This window comes from Microbacterium sp. ARD31 (assembly GCF_031844425.1).
In genome coordinates this window covers 89,526-111,405 of sequence record NZ_JAUZVE010000007.1, presented here as the reverse complement: position 1 = coordinate 111,405, position 21,880 = coordinate 89,526, and the positions used below count along the sequence as shown (strand labels likewise).

The following is a 21,880-nucleotide window of genomic DNA, read 5'->3' as shown; positions in this document are numbered from 1 at the left end:
ATTCACGTGAATCGGTAACGTCACCGCTTCCCGTTTGTTCCCGCGCCCGCGCCGACGGGGCTCAGTCGGGGTCGCCGCCGAGCTGACCGATCGGGACGAGGGGACCGCCGTCATCCGCCCCCGTCTTGCGTGCCCGGGCGATCGCGTTGCCAGCGTGGTAGATCGCGAGGGCCGCGACAGTGCCGAGGACGATGCCGCCGAACTGCAGCTGGCCGAGGTCCATCGTGAAGTTCGCGATCGCGACGACGAAGGCGACCGCGACCGTGTACTGGTTGACCGGGCGGGAGAAGTCGACCTGGTTGTCGACCCAGATCTTGATGCCGATGACGCCGATGAGGCCGTAGAGGGCGGTCGTCACCCCGCCGATCACGCCGCTCGGGATCGTGAAGAGCACGGCGCCCACGACGGGCGAGAACGACAGCAGCACCGCGATGATGCCCGCCACCCAGTACGCCGCCGTGGAGTAGATGCGGGTGGCCGCCATGACGCCGATGTTCTCGCCGTAGGTCGTCGTGCCCGAGCCGCCGAACGCGCCGGCGAGGGTCGTCGCGAGTCCGTCGGCGACGAGGGCGCGACCGGTCCGCGTGTTGACGGTGGGGTCGCCGGTCATGGTCGCGACGCCGCGGACGTGTCCGACGTTCTCGGCCACGAGCACCAGCACCACCGGCAGGAACATTGGGAGCAGGCCCCACGCGATCGGGTCGCCGAAGGACGGCAGGTGGAAGGCGGGCAACCCGAACCACGCGCGGTCCTCGATGAGCTTCGCCACGCCGGTGAAGTCGACCCGCCCCATGATCAGCGCGGCGATGTAGCCGACGACGACGCCGAGGAAGATCGAGACGCGCCCGAGGATGCCGCGGAACAGCACCGCGAACAGGATGCACGCGACGAGCGTGATCGTCGCGAGCACCGCGTCGGTCGTGAAGTTGTTCCAGGCGGCGGGTGCCAGGTTCAGGCCGATGAGAGCGACGATCGCTCCCGACACGACCGGCGGCATGAGCTTCTCGAGCCAGCGCGTCCCCGTCGCCTGCACGAGGAAGCCGATGCCGGCGAGCAGGAGGCCGGCGACGAACACGCCGACGAGCGCCTGCCCGATCTGCTCGGGGCTGTCGAGCGGCTTGCCCTCGCCCGGCCCGAAGGCGGTGATCGGCGCGATGAACGCGAACGACGACCCGAGGTAGCTGGGGAGGCGGTTCCGGGTGAGGAGCAGGAAGAGGAGGGTGCCGAAGCCCGAGAAGAGCAGCGTCGTGCTGACGGGGAACCCGGTGAGCAGGGGCACGAGGAAGGTGGCGCCGAACATCGCGACGACGTGCTGGGCGCCGATGGCGATCGTGCTGCCCCAGCCGAGGCGCTCGCGGGGGGTGACGACGGCACCGGGGGCGACGCGACGGCCGTCGCCGTGGAGGGTCCAGATGGGCATGCGCGTACTCCTCGGATGATGGGGGGATGCCTGGCGTCAGGCTACCTGGGAGTCGGCTGAGTGCGTGGGAGCGACGCCGTCAGGACGTGAGGCGTTCGAGCAGCTCGCGGTACTTCGCCGCCGTCTGGGCGACGATCTCGTCGGGGACGACGGGCGGCGTGCCCTGCTTGTCCTCCCCACGCCCGCTCGACGCATCGCTATTGCGCTGCGCCGAGCCTCCGGGCGCGTGGGCCCAATGCGCCGCCAGCCAGTCGCGCACGATCTGCTTGTCGAAGCTCGCCATGCGCGCGGCGGGGGTCTCGGCGGTGCGCCAGGTCTCGGCATCCCAATACCGCGACGAATCGCTCGTGAGCACCTCGTCGGCGAGGGTGAGGACGCCGTCGGCGTCGAGGCCGAACTCGAACTTCGTGTCGGCCAGGATCAGCCCCTTCGCCTCGGCGAGGGCGGCGGCGCGGCGGTAGATCTCGAGCGACGCGTCGCGCAGCTCCCCCGCGCGCTCGGCGCCGACGAGCTCGACGGTGCGCTCGAACGAGATGTTCTCGTCGTGCTCGCCGAGCGGGGCCTTGTAGGCCGGGGTGAAGATCGGTTCCGGCAGGCGGTCGCCGTTGGCGAGGCCGGCGGGGAGGGGGATGCCGCAGACCGTGCCGTCGGCCTGGTACTCGACCCATCCCGAGCCGGTCAGGTAGCCGCGGACGACGCACTCGACCGGCAGCATGTCGAGCGAACGGACGACCATGCCGCGCCCGTCGGTCGCGGCCGGCGGCGTCTCGCCGGGGAGGAGGTGGTTGGCGATCGCGCGGCCGCCGTCGGCACCGGCGAGCTGCTCGAACCACCACAGCGACAGCGAGGTGAGGAGGGCGCCCTTGCCGGGGATCGCCGGCTCGAGCACGTGGTCGAACGCGCTGACACGGTCGCTGGCGACCACGAGCAGTCGGCCGTCATCGGCGCCGTCGGAGGGTCGGTAGAGGTCGCGGACCTTGCCCGAGTACACGTGGGTCCATCCGGGCAGGGGGGTCGCGGCATCCGTCACCAGCCCATTATGTCGGGCGCGCGGAGGGCGTACCGTGGCGGGATGCGTCGCCCCCTGCTCGCCCTGACCGCCCTCGCGGTGTCGTTCGGACTGAGCGGCTGCGTCTCGACCGCCGCGGTCGATGACGCCGCGCCGACGCCGTCGTCGTCCCCGACCAGGTCGGCCGAGGCCGCGCCGACCCCGACCCCGACGCCCGAACCCGAGGAATCGGTGGACCCCTCGTACGCCGTCCCCGAGCTGGACCCGCTCGAGGCCTCGCGCCTGGTGTTCGAGAGCGATGCCGTCGGCGTCGACCCCGTGACGGTCGTGAACGTGTCGAGTAGTGCGGTGAGGGACCAGGACTACGTGCTCGACTTCGACTGCATCCCGCGGGACGCCACCATCACGCTGTCCCTGTCGCCGGCCGTGGGCGAGGACGACCCTCCCGTGAACTTGTCCGGGCCCATCGCTCTCACGCAGGGATGCAGCGGGCCGGGACGGACGACCGGGATCCGTGTCGACCGGATGGTCGGCGTGCAGATCTCGATGGCGGGCGACGAGGTGTCGCGCGCGTGGGCGGTGCTGCGTCCCGACCAGTGATCCCGGTGTCGTCGGACCGGCGTATAGTCCACATGGACTAATTCACCGGGAGGCTCCATGGCGCACGGGACGGCGACGCTCACGCCGACCGCCGTCATGCTCCTGGCGCTGCTGCACGAGGACGACATGCACGCGTACGAGATGGTGCGCCTGCTGCGCGAGCGCCGCGCCGACCGGCTGATCGCCCTCACCCATGGCACGATCTACCACACGGTGGCCCGCCTCGAACGGCAGGGTCGCATCGTCGAGGTCGGCAGCGGCCGCGACGGCAACCGTCCCGAGCGCACGACGTATGCGTTGACGGATGCCGGCGCCGCCGACCTCCTCGCCTGGATCCGCCGCGAGCTCGTGTCGGTCGACGACCCGGGCCGCTTCCGCATCGCCCTGACCGAAGCGCACAACCTGCCCCGCGACGAGGTGCTCGCGCTCCTCGCCCAGCGTCGGGAGCTGCTCGCGGCATCCCGGGACGCCCATCGGAGCGCCCGCGATCGCGCGATCGCGCACGGATCGCACCCCCAGTTCCTCATCGAGGTGCACCGCCAGGCGGCGCTCCTCGACGCCGACATCACCTGGCTCGACGAAGCGGTCGAGTTCATCCGTCGTCCCGACACCGTCTGGGGTGTCGTCGACATCCCCGCCACCGACCGCTATCTGGCACAGAGAGAAGCCGCACGCGCATGAGCGAGAGCACGTCCACCGTCCGCGCCCCGGGCGTACCCGCCGCCCCTCCGAACCCCTGGCCCGCGCTCTGGGCGCTCGTCATCGGGTTCTTCATGATCCTCGTCGACACGACGATCGTCTCGGTCGCGAACCCCGCCATCAAGGCGGCCCTCGACCCGACCACGAGCAACCTCGACAACGTCGTGTGGGTCACGTCCGCCTACCTGCTGACCTACGCCGTGCCGCTGCTGGTCACCGGCCGTCTCGGCGACCGGTTCGGCCCCAAGAACATGTACCTGATCGGCCTCGCGATCTTCACTCTCGCGTCGCTCGCGTGCGGACTGTCGGGCTCGCTCATGGCCCTGATCATCGCGCGAGCCGCGCAGGGCCTCGGCGCCGCGTTGATGACGCCGCAGACGATGGCGGTCATCACCCGGACCTTCCCCGCCGAGCGCCGCGGCGCGGCGATGGGCCTGTGGGGCGCGACCGCCGGTGTCGCCACCCTCGTCGGTCCGCTCGCGGGCGGCCTGCTCGTCGACGGGTTCGGGTGGGAGTGGATCTTCTTCGTGAACATCCCGGTGGGTGTCGTCGCCTTCGTGCTCGCGTGGCGGCTCGTGCCGCAGCTCGAGACGCACCCGCACCGGTTCGACGTCCTCGGCGTCGTGCTGAGCGCGGTCGCGCTCTTCCTCATCGTCTTCGGCCTGCAGGAGGGCGAGCACTACGACTGGGCCGCGTGGGTGTGGGCGATGATCGCCGCCGGCGTCGTCGTCCTCGCGGTCTTCATCTGGACGCAGGGCCGCACGACGAGCGAGCCGCTCGTGCCGCTCCAGCTCTTCCGCGACCGCAATTTCGCGATCTCCAACCTCGCGATCGCCGCCGTCGGGTTCACCGTGACGAGCATGGCGCTGCCGATGGCGTTCTTCACCCAGCTCGCCCGCGGGCTGACGCCGACCGAGTCGGCACTGCTCCTCATTCCGATGGCGGTGCTCTCGGGTGTGCTCGCCCCCTTCGCGGGCCGCATCCTCGACCGCGTCGACCCCCGCGTGCTGCTGGTCCCCGGACTGACGCTGATGGCTGCGGGGCTCGTCGGGTACTCCCTGCTCATGAACACCGAGGCGCCGATCCTGCTGCTGCTGATCCCGTCGGCGGTCATCGGTGTCGCCAACGCGGGCATGTGGGGACCGCTCGCGACGACCGCCACGCGCAACCTGCCGCCGCAGCAGGCGGGTGCCGGGTCCGGCATCTACAACACGACCCGGACGATCGGGTCGGTCATCGGTTCCGCGGCCATCGCCTCCGTCATGCAGTCGCGCCTCGAGGCGAACCTGCCGGGTGCCGGTGAGGCGACGGGCGGGGACTTCGGCGGCGGTGGCGGGATGCCTCCCGTCGTCGCCGAGGGGTTCTCCGCCGCGATGGCTCAGGCGATGCTCCTGCCCGCTGCCGTGATCGCGCTCGGCGTCGTGCTCGTGCTGTTCCTGCGCCGCCCCGCGCACCTCGCGCAGCGCTGAGCGCAGCGCTCGGTGGCGCCTGCGGGGCTCAGCCCGCGGCGCGGGCGGCGATGTCGCGGCGGTAGTGCCCGCCCTCGAGGGTGATGCGCTCGAGGGCGGTGTACGCCCGCTCGCGCGCGTCGGCGAGGTCGGCGCCCACCGCGACGACGTTGAGCACGCGCCCGCCGGTGGCGACGAGCGCACCGTCGGCGGTGGCGGTCGCAGCATGGGCCAGGTGCACGCCGTCGACGGATGCCGCGGCATCCGTCCCCTCAATGGCGCGGCCGGTCTGCGGCGCCTCCGGGTAGCCCTCACTCGCGAGGACGACGGTGACGGCGGCCTCGGGGGAGAACTCGGGGGCCGGCTCGGACTCGAGCGTGCCGCTGGCCGCCGCCAGCAGCAGGCGTGACAGCGGGCTGCGCAGACGCGCCAGGACGACCTGCGTCTCGGGGTCGCCGAAGCGGGCGTTGAACTCGATCACCTTGACGCCGGACTCGGTGAGGATGAGGCCCGCGTAGAGCAGCCCGATGAACGGGGTGCCCTCGGCATCCAGCTGCCGGATGACGGGCTCGGCCACCTCGGCGGTCACCTGCGCGACGAACGCGTCTTCGCCGCCGAAGCGCTCGCCGAGCCAGGGGAGCGGCGAGTAGGCGCCCATCCCGCCCGTGTTCGGGCCCTCGTCGCCGTCGTACGCGCGCTTGAAGTCCTGCGCAGGGCTGAGCGCCCGCACGCTGTCGCCGTCGGAGACGAAGAAGAGCGAGACCTCGGGGCCGGCGAGGAACTCCTCCACGAGGACGGGACCGCTCGGCAAGTACGTGTCGGCGTGCGCGAGCGCCGCGTCGCGGTCGGACGTGACGATGACGCCCTTGCCGGCGGCGAGACCGTCGGCCTTCACGACGTAGGGGGCGCCGAACTCGTCGATCGCCGCGGCGACCTCGTCGCGGGTGTGCGCGCGCGCCGCGCGACCGGTCGGGACGCCCGCGGCATCCATGATCCGCTTCGCGAACCCCTTCGAGCCCTCGAGCTGCGCGGCGGCCTTGCCCGGACCGAAGACGGGGATGCCGCGCTCGCGCAGCGCGTCGGCGACGCCGGCGACGAGGGGGGCTTCGGGGCCGATGACGACGAGGTCGATCGCCGCCTCGTTCGCGTAGCCGGTAACGGCCGCGGGGTCGTTCTGATCGAGCCCGGGGACGATCCTCGCGTCGGCGGCGATGCCGGCGTTGCCGGGGGCCGCGAAGATCTCGTGCCCGGCGCCTTCGGCGGCGAGGGCGAGGATGATGGCGTGCTCGCGCGCGCCCGAGCCGAGGACCAGGATCTTCACCCCGCCAGCCTACCGACCGGCCTGCGCGCGTTACGGTGGCTGCCATGGCCCGCACGATCAGCACCGGCGACGGACGCGACGCCCTCGCGGCCGTCGCCGCCGGCACCCCGACGCGTCCCGAGACGGCGACGGCGGTCCGCTACCTGCTGCAGCTGCTGGTCGAGAAGGCGCCGGGCAACTCCGTCGAGGTGCGTGTGCCGCCCTTCGGCGCGGTGCAGGTCGTCGAGGGACCGCGTCACACCCGCGGCACCCCGCCGAACGTGATCGAGACGGATGCCGCGACCTGGATCGCTCTCGCGACCGGACAGGTCGCCTGGGCCGACGCCGTCACCGCCGGCACCGTCCGGGCGTCGGGCGTCCGGGCGAACCTCGACGGGCTCCTCCCGCTGCGGCCCTGACGCGCGCTCGGCAGTGCTCTTGTGCATAAGGCCGGAGCGGGGTCAGCGGGCGATGGAAGACTGAAACCGTGACGGAACTCGAGGGGATGCGGAAGTCCGGCCGGTGGCGGCGACATGTGAGGTGGGCATTGCCGTTGACTCTGGGGCTGCTGGCCTACATCGGCTTCGGAACGTGGGGTTCGGCGATCTCATCCACCATCGACTCGGACGATCCGAGCGACGTGGGCGCCGCCCTCGCGGCATTCGGGTTGATGATCCTGGCTCTGCTGCTTCCTTTGGTCGCACTGGTCTTCTTCATCGTCGGCATCATCAGAACGGTGAGCGAGTGGCGCCGGGATCGCCGTCACGCGACGGGCAGATACAACCGCGCTGAGCTCGCCGATCGAGCGCAGCGCGAGCATTTTGCGCGAGCATGGGCAGCGAGCACGCAGCTGCGGGCGGCGCTCGCGGCTCGGCACGTCCCGCCGCAGATCCAGGTGTGGGACGTCGTCCCCCGGCAGGGCGAGGTCTTCTTCTCCGATACCGCGGCCAGCTACGCCCGCTTCTACGGGCAGGACGTGACGTACTCCCGGTCGGGAGGCTTCTTCTACGGTCACCCCCTCTTCGTCGCGGCGGGCGTCGCACTGTCCGCGGCCGGAAATGCGGCACGCCGCTCTGCGGCCGAAGCTGCGGCGCAGGCGCAGTGGCGCGAGCATCAGGTCGTCCGGTTGATCGTCTCCAACCAGAGGTTGGTCTGTCTCGTCGGCGGTCAATGGTTGAGCTTCGACTACGGCGCAATGACCGCCGTTTACCCGGAGGTCGAGCACTGGTCGTTGGTGTGCCAGTTCGACACGACCTCGCCGCTCCTTTTGCACGGACCGGACGTTCCGAGCGCTGCCGTCCTGACGGTTCTCATGACCTACGGTCCGGACGCCGTGGCCCAGCATCCGAGTCTGGCGCCTCTGGGCCGCTGAGCACCGCGCCACCGCCGGTACCATCGCCTGCGGAGAGGATCCCCATGCAGGCACGGCACCCCCGGAGCGTCACACGTCCCCTCGTCGTCGGGTTGATCGGTGCGGCCGCGGTCGTCCTCGTTCCCACGGCACCCGCGAACGCCGCGGCGCCCACGTGCGTCGTCTCCGAGGCGACGGCCGTCTGGGATTCCGGCGCCGATGAGCTGCGGACCGACGGTGCGATCTCGGCGGAGGGCGGCATCCTCACGTTCGACGGCGGCGCCGGCGTGCTCGAGCCGGTCCGCCCCTCCGGCAGCCTCAGCTTCGACGGGACCGTCGCCTACACGAGCGCCGCGGGCGTGGAGACGACGCTGTCCGCCCCGACCCTCGTGATCGACGGCGGCTCGGGCACCCTCTTGTTCGACGTGCAGCCCGAGGGGACGGAACTGATCCCCCAAGCTGCGCTCGCCGAGGTGGACCTCCGCGCCGTCGCCGTCTCGGAATCGGGCGACACCATGAACCTCGACGGCGTCGACGCGCAGACCGACGCGACCGCCGACGGTTCCGACCTGCTCTGGGCGGGCACGCTCGGGGACCTCGACCTCACCGTGACCGCGGACTGCACCACGATCGCCGACACCGCGGTCGTCGAGGAGCAGGAGGAGGATGCCGCGGCCCCCGGCATCCTCGTCCCGCTCATCGTCGTCGGGATCGCCACGGCCGTGACGGTCGTCCTCGCCGTCGGATCGGTCCAGCGGCGCAAGCGCAACAGTGCCCGCGCCGCCCAGCCGGAGACCGTCGGCGACCCGCTCCCCTGAGACGGGGTGGACAATGGAAGCATGGCCGAGCACTCCGAAACGCACGTCGAGTCCGCCGAGCTGAGGCGCACCCCGCGGTTCGCGGCCTTCTTCGCCGTCGGAGCGGCCCTCGGCATCCTCGTCGCCCTCATCCTGACGTTCGCGTTCGGCGACGGAGCGATCAGCGAGAGCACGGGAGCGCGCTACTCGCAGAGCCAGGTGTTCGGCTTCCTGCTGCTGTGGTGCGTGCCCGCCGGCATCGCGGTCGGTGCGGTCGTCGCACTCGTCTTCGACCGAGTACTCGGCAAGAGGCACCGCACCGTGCGCATCGAGCGCGAGCGCGTCGAGGGCTCCGAGGACTGAGCCCGCCTCAGGCGAGCTCGGCGATGATCGGCTGGATCGCCGGATCGAACGCCGCGACGTCGCCGCGCAGGCCGTCGGTGACGGCGATCGTCAGTGAGCCGATCCACCAGACGCCGCGCTGCGTGAGCGGCAGCACCTGCACGTTCAGCTCGAACGAGTGCGCCCGACGGCCGACGCGGCGCTCGTGCTCGGCGATCGCGCTCGCGTAGGCCCGGTAGCTGCTCGCCGATCCGGCCCGCGCCTGCATCGTGTAGCGATCGGCGGCCCACCGCGCGAAGGCGACGGCATCGTCGGCGAGCGGCGCCATGGCGGCGCGCAGCTCGTCGAAACCGTCGACGGGGAGCACGGCGAGCGTCTCGTAACCGTCGACGAGATCGAGAGGCACGGGAGAGGGGTGCGCCTGCGGTTCGACCGCCATCGCCCAGTACGCGAGCCACTGCCGCTGCAGCAGGCGGGCGTCGTCGTCATCGCCGGCGGGCGGTGCCGCAGGGGCTCCCCGCAGGTGGGGCAGCTCTTCGGGGGCACGGACGCCGAGTGCCTGGCGCACGAACAAGGCGACGAGTACCGTCGTACTCGCGTCCTCCCGCACCACCCATTCGGGCCGCTCAGCCCCGCTCATGGCGCCATCCTATGGCTCGCCTGTGGTCCCCGTCCGCTCCGCGTCGCCTCCGCGGCGGAAGCAGGCGGCGCCCGGGGGCCGGTAGGCTGTGCGGGTGGCCTCGACTCCCACCGATCCCTACTCCGCTGCCGGCGTCGACACCGCGGCGGGGGACCTCGCCGTCGAGTTGATGAAATCGGCCGTCCGTCGCACCCAGGGCCCCGAAGTCCTCGGCGGCGTCGGCGGTTTCGCCGGCCTCTTCGACGCCTCGGCCCTCCTCGGGTACACGAAGCCCCTGCTCGCGACCTCGACCGACGGCGTCGGCACGAAGGTCGCCATCGCGCAGGCCCTCGACAAGCACGACACGATCGGCCAGGACCTCGTCGGCATGGTCGTCGACGACATCGTCGTGGTCGGCGCGAAGCCGCTCTTCATGACGGACTACATCGCGACGGGGAAGGTCTTCCCCGAGCGCATCGCCGACATCGTCCGCGGGATCGCCGACGGCTGCGCCGCGACCGGCACGGCGCTCGTCGGCGGCGAGACGGCCGAGCACCCGGGCCTGCTGGGCGTCAACGACTACGACGTCGCGGGAGCGGCGACGGGAGTGGTCGAAGCGGATGCCGTCCTCGGCGCCGACCGGGTGCGTTCGGGCGACGTCGTGCTGGCGCTGGCCTCGAGCGGTCCCCACTCCAACGGCTACTCGCTGATCCGCCACATCATCGCGAACGCCGGCATCGGGTACGGCGACAACGCCGCCGACTTCGGTCGCACGTGGGGCGAGGAGCTCCTCGAGCCGACGCGCCTCTACACGTCGCCGCTGCTGCGCGCGATCGACGCGCACCCGGGCGCCCTCCACTCCCTCAGCCACGTCACCGGCGGCGGCATCGCGGCCAACCTCGCCCGCGTGCTGCCCGTCGGCACGTGGGTCGACGTGGACCGCGCCACGTGGTCGCCGCCGCCCGTGTTCCGCGTCCTCGCCGACATCGGCGGACTGTCGCTCGAGCAGACCGAGGGCACCTGGAACCTCGGCATCGGCTTCCTCGCCGTCGTGTCGGCCGAGGCCGCCGACGCCGCGGCATCCACCCTCTCCGCGGAGGGCATCCACACCTGGCAGGTCGGGACGGTGTCGGATGCGGCACTGCCGGCCGGCGACTACGAGCAGGGCGCGAAGGGCGTCGACGGCGGCGCGGTCCGTCTCGTCGGCTCCTACGCAGAAACGGACTGAGCTACACCCATGTGCGGAATCGTCGGCGTCGTCGGACAGGGACCCGCCAACCAGGAGGTCTACGACGCACTGCTGCTGCTGCAGCACCGCGGACAGGACTCGACCGGCATCGCGACAGCGGAGTCGAGTGGCATCTTCCACATCGCGAAGAACCGCGGGATGGTGCGCGAGGCGTTCCGCACCCGTGACATGCGCTCGCTCCTCGGCACGATCGGCCTCGGTCACGTGCGGTACGCGACGAAGGGGACCGCCTCGAACGAGGAGGAGGCGCAGCCGTTCTACGTGAACGCCCCGTACGGCATCGTCCTCGTCCACAACGGCAACCTCACGAACACGCGCGAGCTCACCGAGGAGCTCTTCCGCACCGACCGCCGGCACCTCAACACGAGCTCCGACACCGAGCTGCTCGTCAATGTCCTCGCGAACGAGCTGCAGGCCGTCATCTCGGGGCTCGAGCTCGACCACGAGCAGATCTTCGAGGCCGTCACGCGCGTGCACCAGCGCGTCGAGGGCTCATACGCCGCCATCGCCCTGATCGCCGGGTACGGTCTGCTCGCCTTCCGCGACCCGTTCGGCATCCGTCCGCTGATCCTCGGCACCCGCCGGGCCGAGAACGGCCGGTACGAGTGGACCGTGGCCTCCGAGTCGCTCGTCCTCGAGAACGGCGGCTTCGAGGTCGTCCGCGACGTCGAGCCCGGCGAGGCGGTCTTCATCGATCTCGACGGCAACCTCTTCACGAAGCAGTGCGCGCCGAACCCGAAGCTCGTGCCCTGCTCGTTCGAGTACGTCTACCTCGCCCGTCCCGACTCGGTCATGAACGGCATCTCGGTCTACGAGGCCCGCCTCCGCATGGGCGAGCGCCTCGCCGACACGATCGCGAAGTACACCCCCGAGGGCTCGATCGACGTCGTCATGCCGATCCCGGACTCCTCGCGTCCCGCCGCGATGCAGGTCGCGCGCAAGCTCGGCATCGAGTACCGCGAGGGCTTCTACAAGAACCGCTACATCGGCCGGACGTTCATCATGCCGGGCCAGGCGATCCGCAAGAAGAGCGTGCGCCAGAAGCTCAACGCGATGTCGACCGAGTTCAGGGGCAAGAACGTCCTCCTCATCGACGACTCCATCGTGCGGGGCACCACCTCGCGCGAGATCATCCAGATGGCACGGGATGCCGGGGCCACCTCGGTGACCTTCGCCTCGGCCGCCCCGCCCATCCGCTTCCCCCACGTGTACGGCATCAACATGCCGTCGCGTCACGAGCTCGTCGCATACAACCGGACCATCCCCGAGATCGCCGAGGAGCTCGGCTGCGACTACCTCGTGTACCAGGAGATCGACGACCTGAAGGCCGCGATCCTCGAGGGTGCGCCCGACGTCGAGGACCTCGACATGAGCTGCTTCGACGGTCGCTACGTCACCGGCACGGTGAGCGACGAGTACCTCGCCTGGGTCGAGGGCACCCAGGAGTCCTGAGCCGCCTAGGCTGAATCGGTGACGTCCCCCGATCCCCTCGCCGTGCGTCGTGGTCGGATCCTCGCCGTCGTCGGCATCGTCCTGCTCGCGTTCTCGCTGCGCTCGGCGGTCGCGTCGCTCTCGCCGCTGTTCGATGCGATCGGCGAGGACTTCGTCCTTCCCGCCGCGGTGCTCGGCCTGATCGGCACCGTGCCGCCGCTGTGCTTCGCGGTGTTCGGCCTCCTCGCCTCGGGGTTCGAGGGTCGCTTCGGGCTCGAGCGGACCACGCTCGTCGCACTCGGCGCCGTCGCTCTCGGCTTGGCGGCACGCGCGGCCGCCATCGACGCGTACGGGCTGCTGCTCGGCTCGGCGCTCGTGTTCGCCGGGGTCGGGGTCGGCAACGTGCTCCTGCCCGCGCTGGTCAAGAAGTACTTCCCCGACCGCATCGGCCTGATGACCACGGTCTACTCGACGATGATGGCGATCTCGACCTTCGTGCCTCCGCTGGTCGCGGTGCCCGTGGCGGATGCCGCGGGGTGGCGCACGTCGCTGGGGCTCTGGGCGGTCTTCGCCCTGGCCGGGCTCGCCCCCTGGATCGTGCTCGCGCTGCGCGCCCGCCGCGCCGCCCTGGCCGAGGTGGACCTCGAACCCGTGAGCACACGGGTGTTCGGACGGATGTGGCGGTTGCCGACCGCCTGGGCGCTCGCCGTCACCTTCTTCGTCTCGAGCGCCGTCGCCTACACGTCGTTCGCGTGGCTGCCGAAGATCCTCGTCGACACGGCGGGCGTGACGCCGCAGGTCGCCGGCACGCTGCTGTCGCTCTTCGCGCTGATCGGGCTGCCCGCGTCGCTCGTCGTGCCGGTGCTCGTCGCCCGGCGGGGGGTCGTGCTGCCGCTGTTCGTCGTCGCCTCGGCCTCGGGGGTGCTCGGCGCCGGCGGACTGCTGGTGGCCCCGGCATCCGCCCCCTGGCTCTGGGTCGCGCTCCTGGGCCTCCTGCCGCTGCTGTTCCCGCTCGTCCTGACGTCCGTCGGGCTGCGCACGCGTACGCACGACGCGACGGTCGCGCTGAGCTCGTTCGCGCAGAGCCTCGGTTACGGCGTGACGATGCTGATGCCGATCGGGGTCGGCCTCATCCACGATGCGACGGGGTCGTGGACGGTGCCGCTGGTCATACTCCTCGCGATCTCACTGCTCGCCGTGCCGGCGGGCGTCGTGATCGCGCGACGGAAGACGGTCGAACAGGAGTGGGAACAGCGCCACGGTTCGTGGTGAGCGGACGAGCGAGAGGTCAGGCCTTCTCGAAGGATGCCGGGGCCGCGGCCGACGGGTCGTCTTCGTCGTCCTCGTCGGCGTACTGGTCGGCCCACTTGTCCTCGTACTGCTCGTCACCGGGCGCTCCGAGCTCACGCTCGAGCGCGTTGATGTTCAAGCTGTACGTGTCGTACTTCAGCTCACGGGCGATCTTGGTGTTCTTCGCCTTTTGACGGCCACGCCCCATGCGTAACCCCCTCATTTCACGAGTGCGGGCTTGGTCCGGCAGCCCGACGAGTCACAGTCCGGCAGTGGCCGGGAAGAGTAGCATTCAGGGTACCACGGAGCGTTCCCACCGCCCTCGCGGCGGGGATCCAGGAAGGGTGATCCGACATGTCCGATGCCGTATCGCAGCCGCAGACCCGCCGTCCGCATCGCCCCGTGATCGCGGGCATCGTGCCCGGGCAGCCGGCCCGCGTCCTCCGCGAAGCCGCGCAGTACGCCCGGCTCCACGGCGCCGCCCTGCTGATCGCCCACGTCGACATCACCCGGTTCGTCTCGTACGAGGATCCCGACGGCTACGTCCACACGGCGCCGATCAACCTCGACGCGATCCCGAGCGAGGCGCTCGAGGCCCAGCTGCGCGACCAGGCCACGGCGGCGCTGTCGGGCATCGACGTCGCGTGGTCGCTCGAGATGCTGGCGGGCGACCCGGCGCTGGCGATGAAGGACCTCGCCGAGCGCACCGAGGCGCGTCTCATCGTCGTCGGCACGCGCAAGCGCGGCATCGGTGACTCGATCCGGGAGTTCTTCACGGGGTCGGTCGCGGCACGCCTCGCGCATCGGCAGCCGCGCCCCGTCCTCGTCGTCCCCCTGGGGGAGCCCGTGAAGGACGACGAGGACCCGTGGCGCGACCGGCAGGACTGGCCCGAGGAGCTCTGGCCCGGCAGCTGAGTCAGCTGCGCATCGCGCGCCGGACGGCCTCTGCCGTCTCGTCGAGCGCGGTCTTCAGGTCGTCGACGACGGATGCCGCGAGGTCGCCGCCGCGGGCGACGTGACCGCGCAGGTCGGCTCGCAGACCGGCCCGGAACTCGGCCAGCAGCTCGTCGGCCCGCCGCACCTGCTCGCGCGAGGCGGCCCGGGGATCGGGAGCCGTCGAGGCAGCCTCCCGGCGGGGAGCAGCGGATGCCGCGGCCAGGTCGGCCCGCAGGCTGCGCATGGCCTCTTGCACGCCCGCGCGCACCTCGTCGGCGATGAGACGGACGCTGTCCGCGAGGCCGGCCTCGATGCCCGCGAGGTCGCCCGAGCGCGACGCCACTTCGGCGCGACCGGCATCCGTGATCTCGTAGACGGTCTTGCGGCCGTCGACGGTCTTGGTGACGAGACCCTCCTCCTCGAGCTTCGAGAGACGGGGGTAGATCGTGCCGGCGCTGGGGGTGTACGTGCCGCCGGTGCGGTCGGACAGCGCCTGCATGAGGTCGTACCCGTGGCGCGGCGCCTCGTCGAGCAGACTCAGCAGGTAGAGGCGCAGGTCGCCGTGGGAGAAGACGGGGGGCATGTCAGTACTCCTCTGCCGCGGGGGTCGGGTCGGTGATCGCCGAGGCGACGCGTCGGATGACGGAGACGTCGCCCGAGACGGTGTTGGCGCGGACCTCCGCGAACGAGCCGCTGAGCTCGCCCACCGATCCGGAGTAGGTCGAGCCGATCCCGCTCTGGGACCGGTCGATGCCGTCGACGTTCAGCTTCCCGCTGACCGCGCGCAGGGTGTACTTCGCCGCCACGGCCTCGTCGAGGCGCAGGGTCGCGGCGCCGCTGACCGTGTTGAACGAGACGTTCTGGGTGGGTCCGGCCGAGTCGATGAGGACGGCGCCGCTGACGGTGTCGGCGTACGCGGTGCGGATCGTGCCGGCCGCGGTGATCGCGCCCGAGACCGCGTTGGCGTTGAGCGTGCCGGTGAGGTCGCGCATCTGCACGTCGCCCGAGACCGAGTTCACCGTCACGTCGCCGGTCAGGCCGTCGACGATGATGTCACCCGACACGGTGTTGAGCTTCGCGTCGGTGACGAGCCCCGTCACGAGCGCGCTCGCGCTGACGACGCCGAGGGTGAGGGCGATCTCGCGCGGAACCGCGATGCTCACCTCCGCCTGCGGTCCGCCGCTGCCGAAGTTGCGGAACGACGACAGGAAGTTGTCCCAGCGCAGCTGTGCGTGATCGATCTCCACTGCACCGTCACGAGCTTCGATGCGCAGTTCCTTCTGCGTGACGGAGTGCACTTCGATGCGGACGCCGGGCTCGTCGTGGGCGACGACGTCGATCTGTCCGCCGACGAGTCCCACCTTGAGTCGACGGATGCCGTCGAGGTCGATGACGCGGGTCTCCCCGGGCTGGACCAGCCACTTCTCGAGAGTCATGTTGTCTCCTGCGGTCGATCGCGAATCGAGATATATCGCGTTGCAGATACGGTAACACGATATATCTCGAGTTGTCGAGACCGAAGGGCAGCGAGCGCTTGACCTTGACGCTGCGTCAACTTCTAGCGTGGTCGTCATGACGCGTGAATGGTCGATCCAGGGACTCGCCCGCCTGGCGGGGACGACGAGCCGCACTCTGCGCCACTACGGCCAGGTCGGACTCCTGCCGCCGACGCGGACGGGCACCGGGGGCTACCGGTTCTACGACGCCGCCGCCCTGCGCCGCCTGCAGCACATCCTGCTGTTGCGCGAGCTCGGACTGGGTCTGCCCCGCATCGCCGAGGTCCTCGCCGAGGACGTCGACGAGACCGAGGCGCTGGCCACCCACCTGGGCTGGCTCGAGACCGAACGCGCGCGCATCGACCGGCAGATCGCCGCCGTCGCATCGACCCTCGACGCGAGGAGAAGAGGAGAGGAACCCATGGCCGAGAACATGTTCGACGGCTTCGACCACACCGCGCACCGCGAGGAGGTGACCGAGCGCTGGGGCGCCGACGCGTACGCGCGCTCCGACGCGTGGTGGCGCGGGATGTCGGCCGACGAGAAGAAGGGCTGGATGGAGCGCAGCGCGCAGCTGACCTCCGTCTGGAGCGATGCGGCGGGCCGCGGCATCCGTCCCGATTCCGACGAGGCGCAGGAGCTCGCCGCGCGGCACATCGCGTGGCTCGAGAGCATCCCCGGAACGCCCGCCGCCGACGGCGGCGACCTCCGCGGATACGTGCTCGGCCTCGCCGACATGTACGTCGCCGACGACCGCTTCGGTGCGAATTACGGCGGGACGGCGGGCGCGACGTTCGTCCGGGACGCGCTGCGCCACCACCTCGACCGGTCGTGAGCGGACGTGACGAGGCCCCCTCGACCGAGATCGGGAGGGGGCCTCGATGCGCTCGTGGGGGCGAGCGCCGCCGACGCGCCTGGGGGTGCGCGTCAGACGATCAGGTGTTCTTGCGGAGGACCCGCAGCAAGAAGGCGATCAGCGCGATGACACCCACGATGATGGCCACCCAGAGCAGGAACTGGAGACCTTCCGTGATGCCACCCACGATCGCCAGCACGATGGCGATCACGATGATGATGATGAGTGCAAGGTTCATTGGAGGCTCCCTCTGTTTGTCTCCGTTGTCCGCCGGAGCGGGGGTGACGCGGGTGTGCGTCGTAAACATTGCTATCAGCGTTCTCCCAGGCGGATCAGGGCCTTGACAGGCGCTGCGGGCGGTGACATAACGTGGCCGGACGCGGGCGATCCCTGCCCGCATCGATCACGTGAGGCGGATGCACCATGCCGGCAGGACGCGGCTCGAACAGCCTGAAGGACCCCGACCTCTACGAAGAGCTCCGAAAGGACGGCGCCTCGAAGGAGAAGGCGGCCCGCATCTCCAACGCCGCCGCGCGCGACGGCCGCAGCGCCGTGGGCCGCCGGGGCGGCGCGTCCGGAGACTACGAGGACTGGACCGTGGCGGACCTCCGTGCCCGCGCGAAGGAGCTCGGCATCCGCGGGTACTCCCACGCCCGCAAGGCCGACCTCATCGACATGCTCCGATCGCACTGACGTGCCACGGCTCAAGCGGGTGCGGCCCGGCACCGACGTCGGCTATCGCCGGCTGCGCTCAGGGACCGGCTTCCGGTACGTGGATGCGGACGGCGACCCCCTCCCGGAGGCGGAGGCCGACCGGGTGCGCGCCCTCGTCCTGCCGCCTGCGTGGCAGGACGTGTGGATCTGCTCCGACCCGAACGGGCACATCCAGGCGACCGGCGTCGACGAGGCGGGGCGGGTGCAGTACCGCTACCACCCGCAGTGGACGGCGGGACGCGACAAGGGCAAGTACGCCCGGGCGCTGCAGCTCGCCGAGGCGCTGCCGCGGGCGCGCGGACGCGTCACGACGTCGATCCGTCGCGAGGACATCGACCAGGAACGCGTGCTCGCCGCCGCCTTCCGGCTGCTCGACCTCGCCGCGCCGCGCGTGGGAGCCGAGCGCTACCTCGTCAAGCACGGCAGCCGCGGCCTCACCACGCTGCTGCGCCGGGACGCCGTCGTCGACGGCACCGTCGTCGCGCTGCGCTTCCCGGGCAAGAGCGGCCAGCGCCAGGAGATGGAGGTCGAGGACCCCGACCTCGCCGCGGCCGTGGAGCTGCTCGTCGCGGGCAGGCCGAGCTCGCCGCTGCTCGCCTACCTCCGCGGGCGTCGCCGCGTCGCCCTCACGCCCCGGGACGTCAACCTCTACGTCCGGTCGATGACCGGGGGAACGTTCACGGCGAAGGACTTCCGCACCCTGCGGGGCACGATCACCGCCGCCGACGCCCTCGCCCGCATCGGGCCTTCGACGAAGAAGTCCGACCTCAAACGCGCCGAGGTCCTCGCGGTCAAGGTGACCGCCGAGACGCTCGGCAACACCCCGTCGGTCGCGCGCAGCTCGTACATCGACCCGCGCGTGTTCGACCGCTACCGTCGCGGCATCCTGCTCGACACCACCGTGTCGCCCGAATCCGCCATCCGGACGCTCATCCTCACCTGACCCCTCCCAGCCCCGCGGGTGGGGTGCCGTGAAATACTGACGCGCACCCCCGCATCCCTCACCTGCACCGTGGAAATGGGCCTCCGTTGTCGAACCTCGCTGTCCTGAGCCTCAAGAACCGCGCGCTCATCGCGCTCATCACGATCGTCGCGGCGATCTTCGGCGGACTGGCTCTCACGAGCCTCAAGCAGGAGCTGATCCCGCCGATCCAGCTGCCGCAGCTGTCGATCCTGACCACGTACCCCGGCGCATCCCCCGACGTCGTCAACAACGACGTCTCGACGCCGATCGAGCAGGCGATCCAGGCCGTCCCCGACCTCGAGTCCACGTCGTCGACGAGCACGACGAACGCGTCGATCATCCGGGCATCCTTCGCCTACGGCACCGACCTCGCGACCGCCGAGCAGAAGATCCTGCAGGCCATCAACCGCATCGACGACACGCTGCCCGACGGTCTCGACACGAGCGTCCTCGCCTTCTCGACCGACGACCTCCCCGTCATCGCGCTCGCCGTCACGGGATACGACGACGCGACCGAGGTCCAGACACGGCTCGAGAACGCCGTCGTCCCCGACATCGAGGACCTCGACGGAGTCGCCGCCGCGCAGATCATCGGCGGGCAGACCTCGCGGGTGACGATCACCCCCGACCAGGCCGCGCTCGCCGCCGACGGGTATACGCAGACCGCGATCACCGACGCGCTCGACCAGAACGGCGTCCTGTTCCCCGGCGGCACGATCGACGAGGGCGACCAGACCCTCACCGTGCAGACCGGCACGAAGCTCGACTCCATCGACGAGATCGCCGCGCTCCCGCTCGTCCCCACGGACGCCGACCAGTTCGCCGTCGGCAAGGTCACCGTCGGGGACGTCGCCGACGTCGTCCTCGACACCGATCCGGTGACCTCGATCTCGCGCGTCGACGGCAAGCCCGCGCTCACGGTGTCGATCACGAAGCTCCCCGCGGCCAACACGGTCGACGTCTCGCACCTCGTCCGCGACGCCATCGGCGCGCTGCAGGACGACATCGGCAGCGGCGCGACGATCACGGTCGTCTTCGACCAGGCGCCCTACATCGAGCAGTCCATCGAGGCGCTCGCGCAGGAGGGGCTCCTCGGGCTCGCGTTCGCGGTCGTCGTCATCCTGATCTTCCTGCTGTCGGTGCGCTCGACCCTCGTCACCGCCATCTCGATCCCGACGAGCGTGCTCATCACGTTCATCGGCATCCAGGCCTTCGGCTACTCGCTCAACATCCTGACCCTCGGCGCCCTCACGATCGCGATCGGCCGTGTGGTCGACGACTCCATCGTCGTCATCGAGAACATCAAGCGGCACTACGTCGGCGGCGCCGACAAGCTGCAGGCGATCCTCCTCGCCGTCCGCGAGGTCGCGGCGGCGATCACGGCCTCCACCCTCACGACCGTCGCCGTGTTCCTGCCGATCGCCTTCGTCGGCGACCTCACCGGCGAGCTGTTCCGTCCGTTCGCGCTGACCGTCACCATCGCGATGCTCGCGTCGCTCTTCGTCGCGCTGACCATCGTGCCCGTCCTCGCGTACTGGTTCCTGCGGCCGGGCAAGCCGGTGACGGATGCCGCGGGTCGGGCGATCGACCCCGAAGACCCGGCCGCGCCGCCGAGCCGCCTGCAGAAGTCCTATCTGCCGGTGCTGCGCTGGACGCTGAAGCACTCGGTGGTGACGCTGCTGCTCGCGGTCCTCGTCCTCGGCGGCACCGTCCTGGCCGCCCCGCTCATGAAGGTCAACTTCCTCGGCGATTCGGGACAGAACACCTTCACCGTGACGCAGAACGTCGGCGACACCGCGAGCCTCGAGACCCAGGACGCCGCCGCGAAGCGCGTCGAGGAGGTCCTGCTCGACGTCGACGGCATCGAGACGGTGCAGACCTCGATCGGCTCGAGCGGGTCCGCCCTCCGCGACGCGTTCTCGGGCGGCGGCACCGGCATCACCTACTCGATCACGACCGACCCCGACGCCGACCAGGAGCAGATCCGCACCGACGTGCAGCAGGCCGTCGCCGACCTGCCGGATGCCGGTGAGGTCGTCGTCTCGGCGGCGCAGGGCGGCTTCGGCTCGACCGACATCGAGGTCGACGTCACCGCGCCGGACGCGGGCGTGCTGCGCGACGCGACCGACGCGGTGGTCGCCGCGCTGCGAGACGCGAAGGGCATCGAGCAGGTCGACTCGAACCTCTCGGCATCCCTCCCCTTCGTCTCGGTCGCCGTCGACCGCGACAAGGCGGCCGAGCTGGGCCTGTCGGAGGTCGCCGTCGGCGGGCTCGTGTCGAACACGATGCAGCCGCGACAGATCGGCACCGTCGAGATCGACGACGCGTCGCTCACCGTGTACCTGAAGGCCGCCGACATCCCGCAGACGATCGACGAACTCCGTTCGCTCGAGATCGCGAGCGCGTCGGGCCTCGTACGCCTCGACGAGGTGGCGACCGTCGAGCAGTCCGAGGGACCGTCGTCGATCACCAGCGAGCGCGGTCAGCGCACCGCATCCGTCACCGTCACCCCGGCCACCGACGACCTGAACGCCTCGAACGCGGCCGTCACCACCGCCCTCGCCGACGTCGACCTGCCGCAGGGTGCCGACGCCGAGATCGGCGGGGTCGTGACGCAGCAGCAGGACGCCTTCGCGCAGCTGGGACTCGCGATCCTCGCGGCGATCCTCATCGTCTACATCGTCATGGTCGCGACCTTCAAGTCGCTGCGGCAGCCGGTGCTGCTGCTCGTCTCGGTGCCGTTCGCAGCGACCGGCGCCATCCTGCTGCAGATCGTTTCGGGTGTGCCGCTGGGCGTCGCGTCTCTCATCGGCGTGCTGATGCTCGTCGGCATCGTCGTCACGAACGCGATCGTCCTCATCGACCTCGTGAACCAGTACCGCGAGAAGGGTCTGTCCACGCCCGAGGCGGTGCTCGCCGGCGGTGCGCGCCGACTGCGGCCGATCCTCATGACGGCCCTCGCGACGATCTTCGCGCTCACGCCGATGGCGCTCGGGATCACGGGGCACGGCGGGTTCATCTCGCAGCCGCTCGCGATCGTCGTCATCGGCGGACTCGTGTCGTCGACCGTGCTGACCCTGCTCGTGCTGCCCGCGCTCTACAACCTCGTCGAGGGCGCCAAGGAGCGTCGCGCCGCCAAGCGCGGCGACGTCGTGCCCGCCACGACCGCGACCGAGGAGCCGCTCACGCGTCGCGCGCGGCGGGATGCCGCGGCCTCGGCGGGAGCCGTCACCGGCGCGGCGGCCGTCGACACGGCGCTCGTGATCGAGGAGGCCCCGGACATCGAGATCCCGGCGGTCGAGGCGCCGGCGGTCGAGGAGTCGGCGGCGTCCGACGAGGAGCCGCGGCGCGAGGAGTGA

23 protein-coding genes are annotated in these 21,880 nt (G+C 71.0%); 15 read left to right on the top strand and 8 right to left on the bottom strand.

From position 1 onward, the window contains the following. Positions 1-61: 61 nt before the first annotated feature. The gene (locus Q9S36_RS19370; protein ID WP_311286544.1) at positions 62-1,420 is read right to left on the bottom strand and encodes a solute carrier family 23 protein; all 1,359 of its coding nucleotides are present in this window, start codon (positions 1,418-1,420) and stop codon (positions 62-64) included. Positions 1,421-1,499: 79 nt separating this feature from the next. Next, positions 1,500-2,450: a phosphoribosylaminoimidazolesuccinocarboxamide synthase gene (locus Q9S36_RS19365; RefSeq protein ID WP_253034857.1), complete on the bottom strand. Its 951-nt coding sequence runs from the start codon at positions 2,448-2,450 to the stop codon at positions 1,500-1,502. A 42-nt stretch (positions 2,451-2,492) separates the two neighbouring features. On the opposite strand from Q9S36_RS19365, the gene Q9S36_RS19360 reads away from it, so the two are divergent. The 3 genes from Q9S36_RS19360 to Q9S36_RS19350 are packed head-to-tail and all read left to right on the top strand — an operon-like array spanning position 2,493 to position 5,197. Then, positions 2,493-3,029, top strand: coding sequence for a hypothetical protein (locus Q9S36_RS19360; protein WP_311286543.1), 537 nt, complete (start codon positions 2,493-2,495; stop codon positions 3,027-3,029). A gap of 57 nt (positions 3,030-3,086) precedes the next feature. After that, entirely contained in the window at positions 3,087-3,710 is a 624-nt protein-coding gene (locus Q9S36_RS19355) for a PadR family transcriptional regulator (RefSeq protein ID WP_311286542.1), read from the top strand. Continuing rightward, positions 3,707-5,197, top strand: coding sequence for a DHA2 family efflux MFS transporter permease subunit (locus Q9S36_RS19350; RefSeq protein WP_253034854.1), 1,491 nt, complete (start codon positions 3,707-3,709; stop codon positions 5,195-5,197). The genes Q9S36_RS19355 and Q9S36_RS19350 overlap by 4 nt, the downstream gene beginning before the upstream one ends. A gap of 28 nt (positions 5,198-5,225) precedes the next feature. Here the strand turns inward: Q9S36_RS19350 and purD are convergent, their stop codons facing one another. After that, complete coding sequence (gene purD / locus Q9S36_RS19345) at positions 5,226-6,497, bottom strand: phosphoribosylamine--glycine ligase (protein WP_311286541.1); 1,272 nt, start codon at positions 6,495-6,497, stop codon at positions 5,226-5,228. 44 nt (positions 6,498-6,541) lie between these two features. Here purD and Q9S36_RS19340 point away from each other — a divergent pair, with 44 nt between their 5' ends. The 4 genes from Q9S36_RS19340 (at position 6,542) to Q9S36_RS19325 (ending at position 8,987) form a co-directional block, all read left to right on the top strand. Then, a complete protein-coding gene (locus Q9S36_RS19340; RefSeq protein WP_311286540.1) occupies positions 6,542-6,895 on the top strand; it encodes a sterol carrier family protein in 354 nt (117 codons plus the stop codon). 68 nt (positions 6,896-6,963) lie between these two features. Continuing rightward, positions 6,964-7,848: a hypothetical protein gene (locus tag Q9S36_RS19335; RefSeq protein ID WP_311286539.1), complete on the top strand. Its 885-nt coding sequence runs from the start codon at positions 6,964-6,966 to the stop codon at positions 7,846-7,848. A gap of 44 nt (positions 7,849-7,892) precedes the next feature. Continuing rightward, entirely contained in the window at positions 7,893-8,645 is a 753-nt protein-coding gene (locus Q9S36_RS19330) for an HtaA domain-containing protein (protein WP_311286538.1), read from the top strand. A gap of 21 nt (positions 8,646-8,666) precedes the next feature. Continuing rightward, a complete protein-coding gene (locus Q9S36_RS19325) occupies positions 8,667-8,987 on the top strand; it encodes a potassium transporter Trk (RefSeq protein ID WP_217529083.1) in 321 nt (106 codons plus the stop codon). A 7-nt stretch (positions 8,988-8,994) separates the two neighbouring features. Here the strand turns inward: Q9S36_RS19325 and Q9S36_RS19320 are convergent, their stop codons facing one another. After that, positions 8,995-9,606: a zinc-binding alcohol dehydrogenase gene (locus Q9S36_RS19320; RefSeq protein WP_311286537.1), complete on the bottom strand. Its 612-nt coding sequence runs from the start codon at positions 9,604-9,606 to the stop codon at positions 8,995-8,997. An 88-nt stretch (positions 9,607-9,694) separates the two neighbouring features. On the opposite strand from Q9S36_RS19320, the gene purM reads away from it, so the two are divergent. From purM to Q9S36_RS19305, 3 genes are read left to right on the top strand one after another with little or no spacing between them, the layout of a single operon-like run. Then, positions 9,695-10,813 (top strand): phosphoribosylformylglycinamidine cyclo-ligase, encoded by a 1,119-nt coding sequence (purM, locus tag Q9S36_RS19315; RefSeq protein ID WP_311286536.1) that lies wholly within the window; start codon positions 9,695-9,697, stop codon positions 10,811-10,813. A gap of 9 nt (positions 10,814-10,822) precedes the next feature. Further along, complete coding sequence (gene purF, locus Q9S36_RS19310) at positions 10,823-12,286, top strand: amidophosphoribosyltransferase (protein WP_253034849.1); 1,464 nt, start codon at positions 10,823-10,825, stop codon at positions 12,284-12,286. Between the two features lie 18 nt (positions 12,287-12,304). After that, complete coding sequence (locus Q9S36_RS19305; RefSeq protein ID WP_311286535.1) at positions 12,305-13,537, top strand: MFS transporter; 1,233 nt, start codon at positions 12,305-12,307, stop codon at positions 13,535-13,537. A gap of 16 nt (positions 13,538-13,553) precedes the next feature. Here the strand turns inward: Q9S36_RS19305 and Q9S36_RS19300 are convergent, their stop codons facing one another. Then, positions 13,554-13,763: a DUF3073 family protein gene (locus Q9S36_RS19300; RefSeq protein WP_311286534.1), complete on the bottom strand. Its 210-nt coding sequence runs from the start codon at positions 13,761-13,763 to the stop codon at positions 13,554-13,556. A 146-nt stretch (positions 13,764-13,909) separates the two neighbouring features. On the opposite strand from Q9S36_RS19300, the gene Q9S36_RS19295 reads away from it, so the two are divergent. Further along, positions 13,910-14,470 (top strand): universal stress protein, encoded by a 561-nt coding sequence (locus tag Q9S36_RS19295; protein ID WP_217529093.1) that lies wholly within the window; start codon positions 13,910-13,912, stop codon positions 14,468-14,470. 1 nt (position 14,471) lies between these two features. Here Q9S36_RS19295 and Q9S36_RS19290 read toward each other — a convergent pair whose 3' ends face one another. Beyond that, complete coding sequence (locus tag Q9S36_RS19290) at positions 14,472-15,074, bottom strand: PadR family transcriptional regulator (protein WP_311286533.1); 603 nt, start codon at positions 15,072-15,074, stop codon at positions 14,472-14,474. 1 nt (position 15,075) lies between these two features. Beyond that, positions 15,076-15,927, bottom strand: coding sequence for a DUF4097 family beta strand repeat-containing protein (locus tag Q9S36_RS19285; protein ID WP_311286532.1), 852 nt, complete (start codon positions 15,925-15,927; stop codon positions 15,076-15,078). Positions 15,928-16,063: 136 nt separating this feature from the next. Between Q9S36_RS19285 and Q9S36_RS19280 the strand changes: the two genes are divergently transcribed. Beyond that, positions 16,064-16,822, top strand: coding sequence for a MerR family transcriptional regulator (locus tag Q9S36_RS19280; RefSeq protein ID WP_311286531.1), 759 nt, complete (start codon positions 16,064-16,066; stop codon positions 16,820-16,822). A 100-nt stretch (positions 16,823-16,922) separates the two neighbouring features. On the opposite strand, the gene Q9S36_RS19275 is transcribed toward Q9S36_RS19280, so the two are convergent. After that, complete coding sequence (locus Q9S36_RS19275) at positions 16,923-17,081, bottom strand: hypothetical protein (protein ID WP_164499361.1); 159 nt, start codon at positions 17,079-17,081, stop codon at positions 16,923-16,925. A 185-nt stretch (positions 17,082-17,266) separates the two neighbouring features. On the opposite strand from Q9S36_RS19275, the gene Q9S36_RS19270 reads away from it, so the two are divergent. From Q9S36_RS19270 to Q9S36_RS19260, 3 genes are all read left to right on the top strand, one after another. Next, positions 17,267-17,536 (top strand): Rho termination factor N-terminal domain-containing protein, encoded by a 270-nt coding sequence (locus tag Q9S36_RS19270; RefSeq protein ID WP_311286530.1) that lies wholly within the window; start codon positions 17,267-17,269, stop codon positions 17,534-17,536. A gap of 1 nt (position 17,537) precedes the next feature. Continuing rightward, positions 17,538-18,500, top strand: coding sequence for a DNA topoisomerase IB (locus Q9S36_RS19265; RefSeq protein WP_311286529.1), 963 nt, complete (start codon positions 17,538-17,540; stop codon positions 18,498-18,500). A gap of 86 nt (positions 18,501-18,586) precedes the next feature. Further along, a complete protein-coding gene (locus tag Q9S36_RS19260; RefSeq protein ID WP_311286528.1) occupies positions 18,587-21,880 on the top strand; it encodes an efflux RND transporter permease subunit in 3,294 nt (1,097 codons plus the stop codon).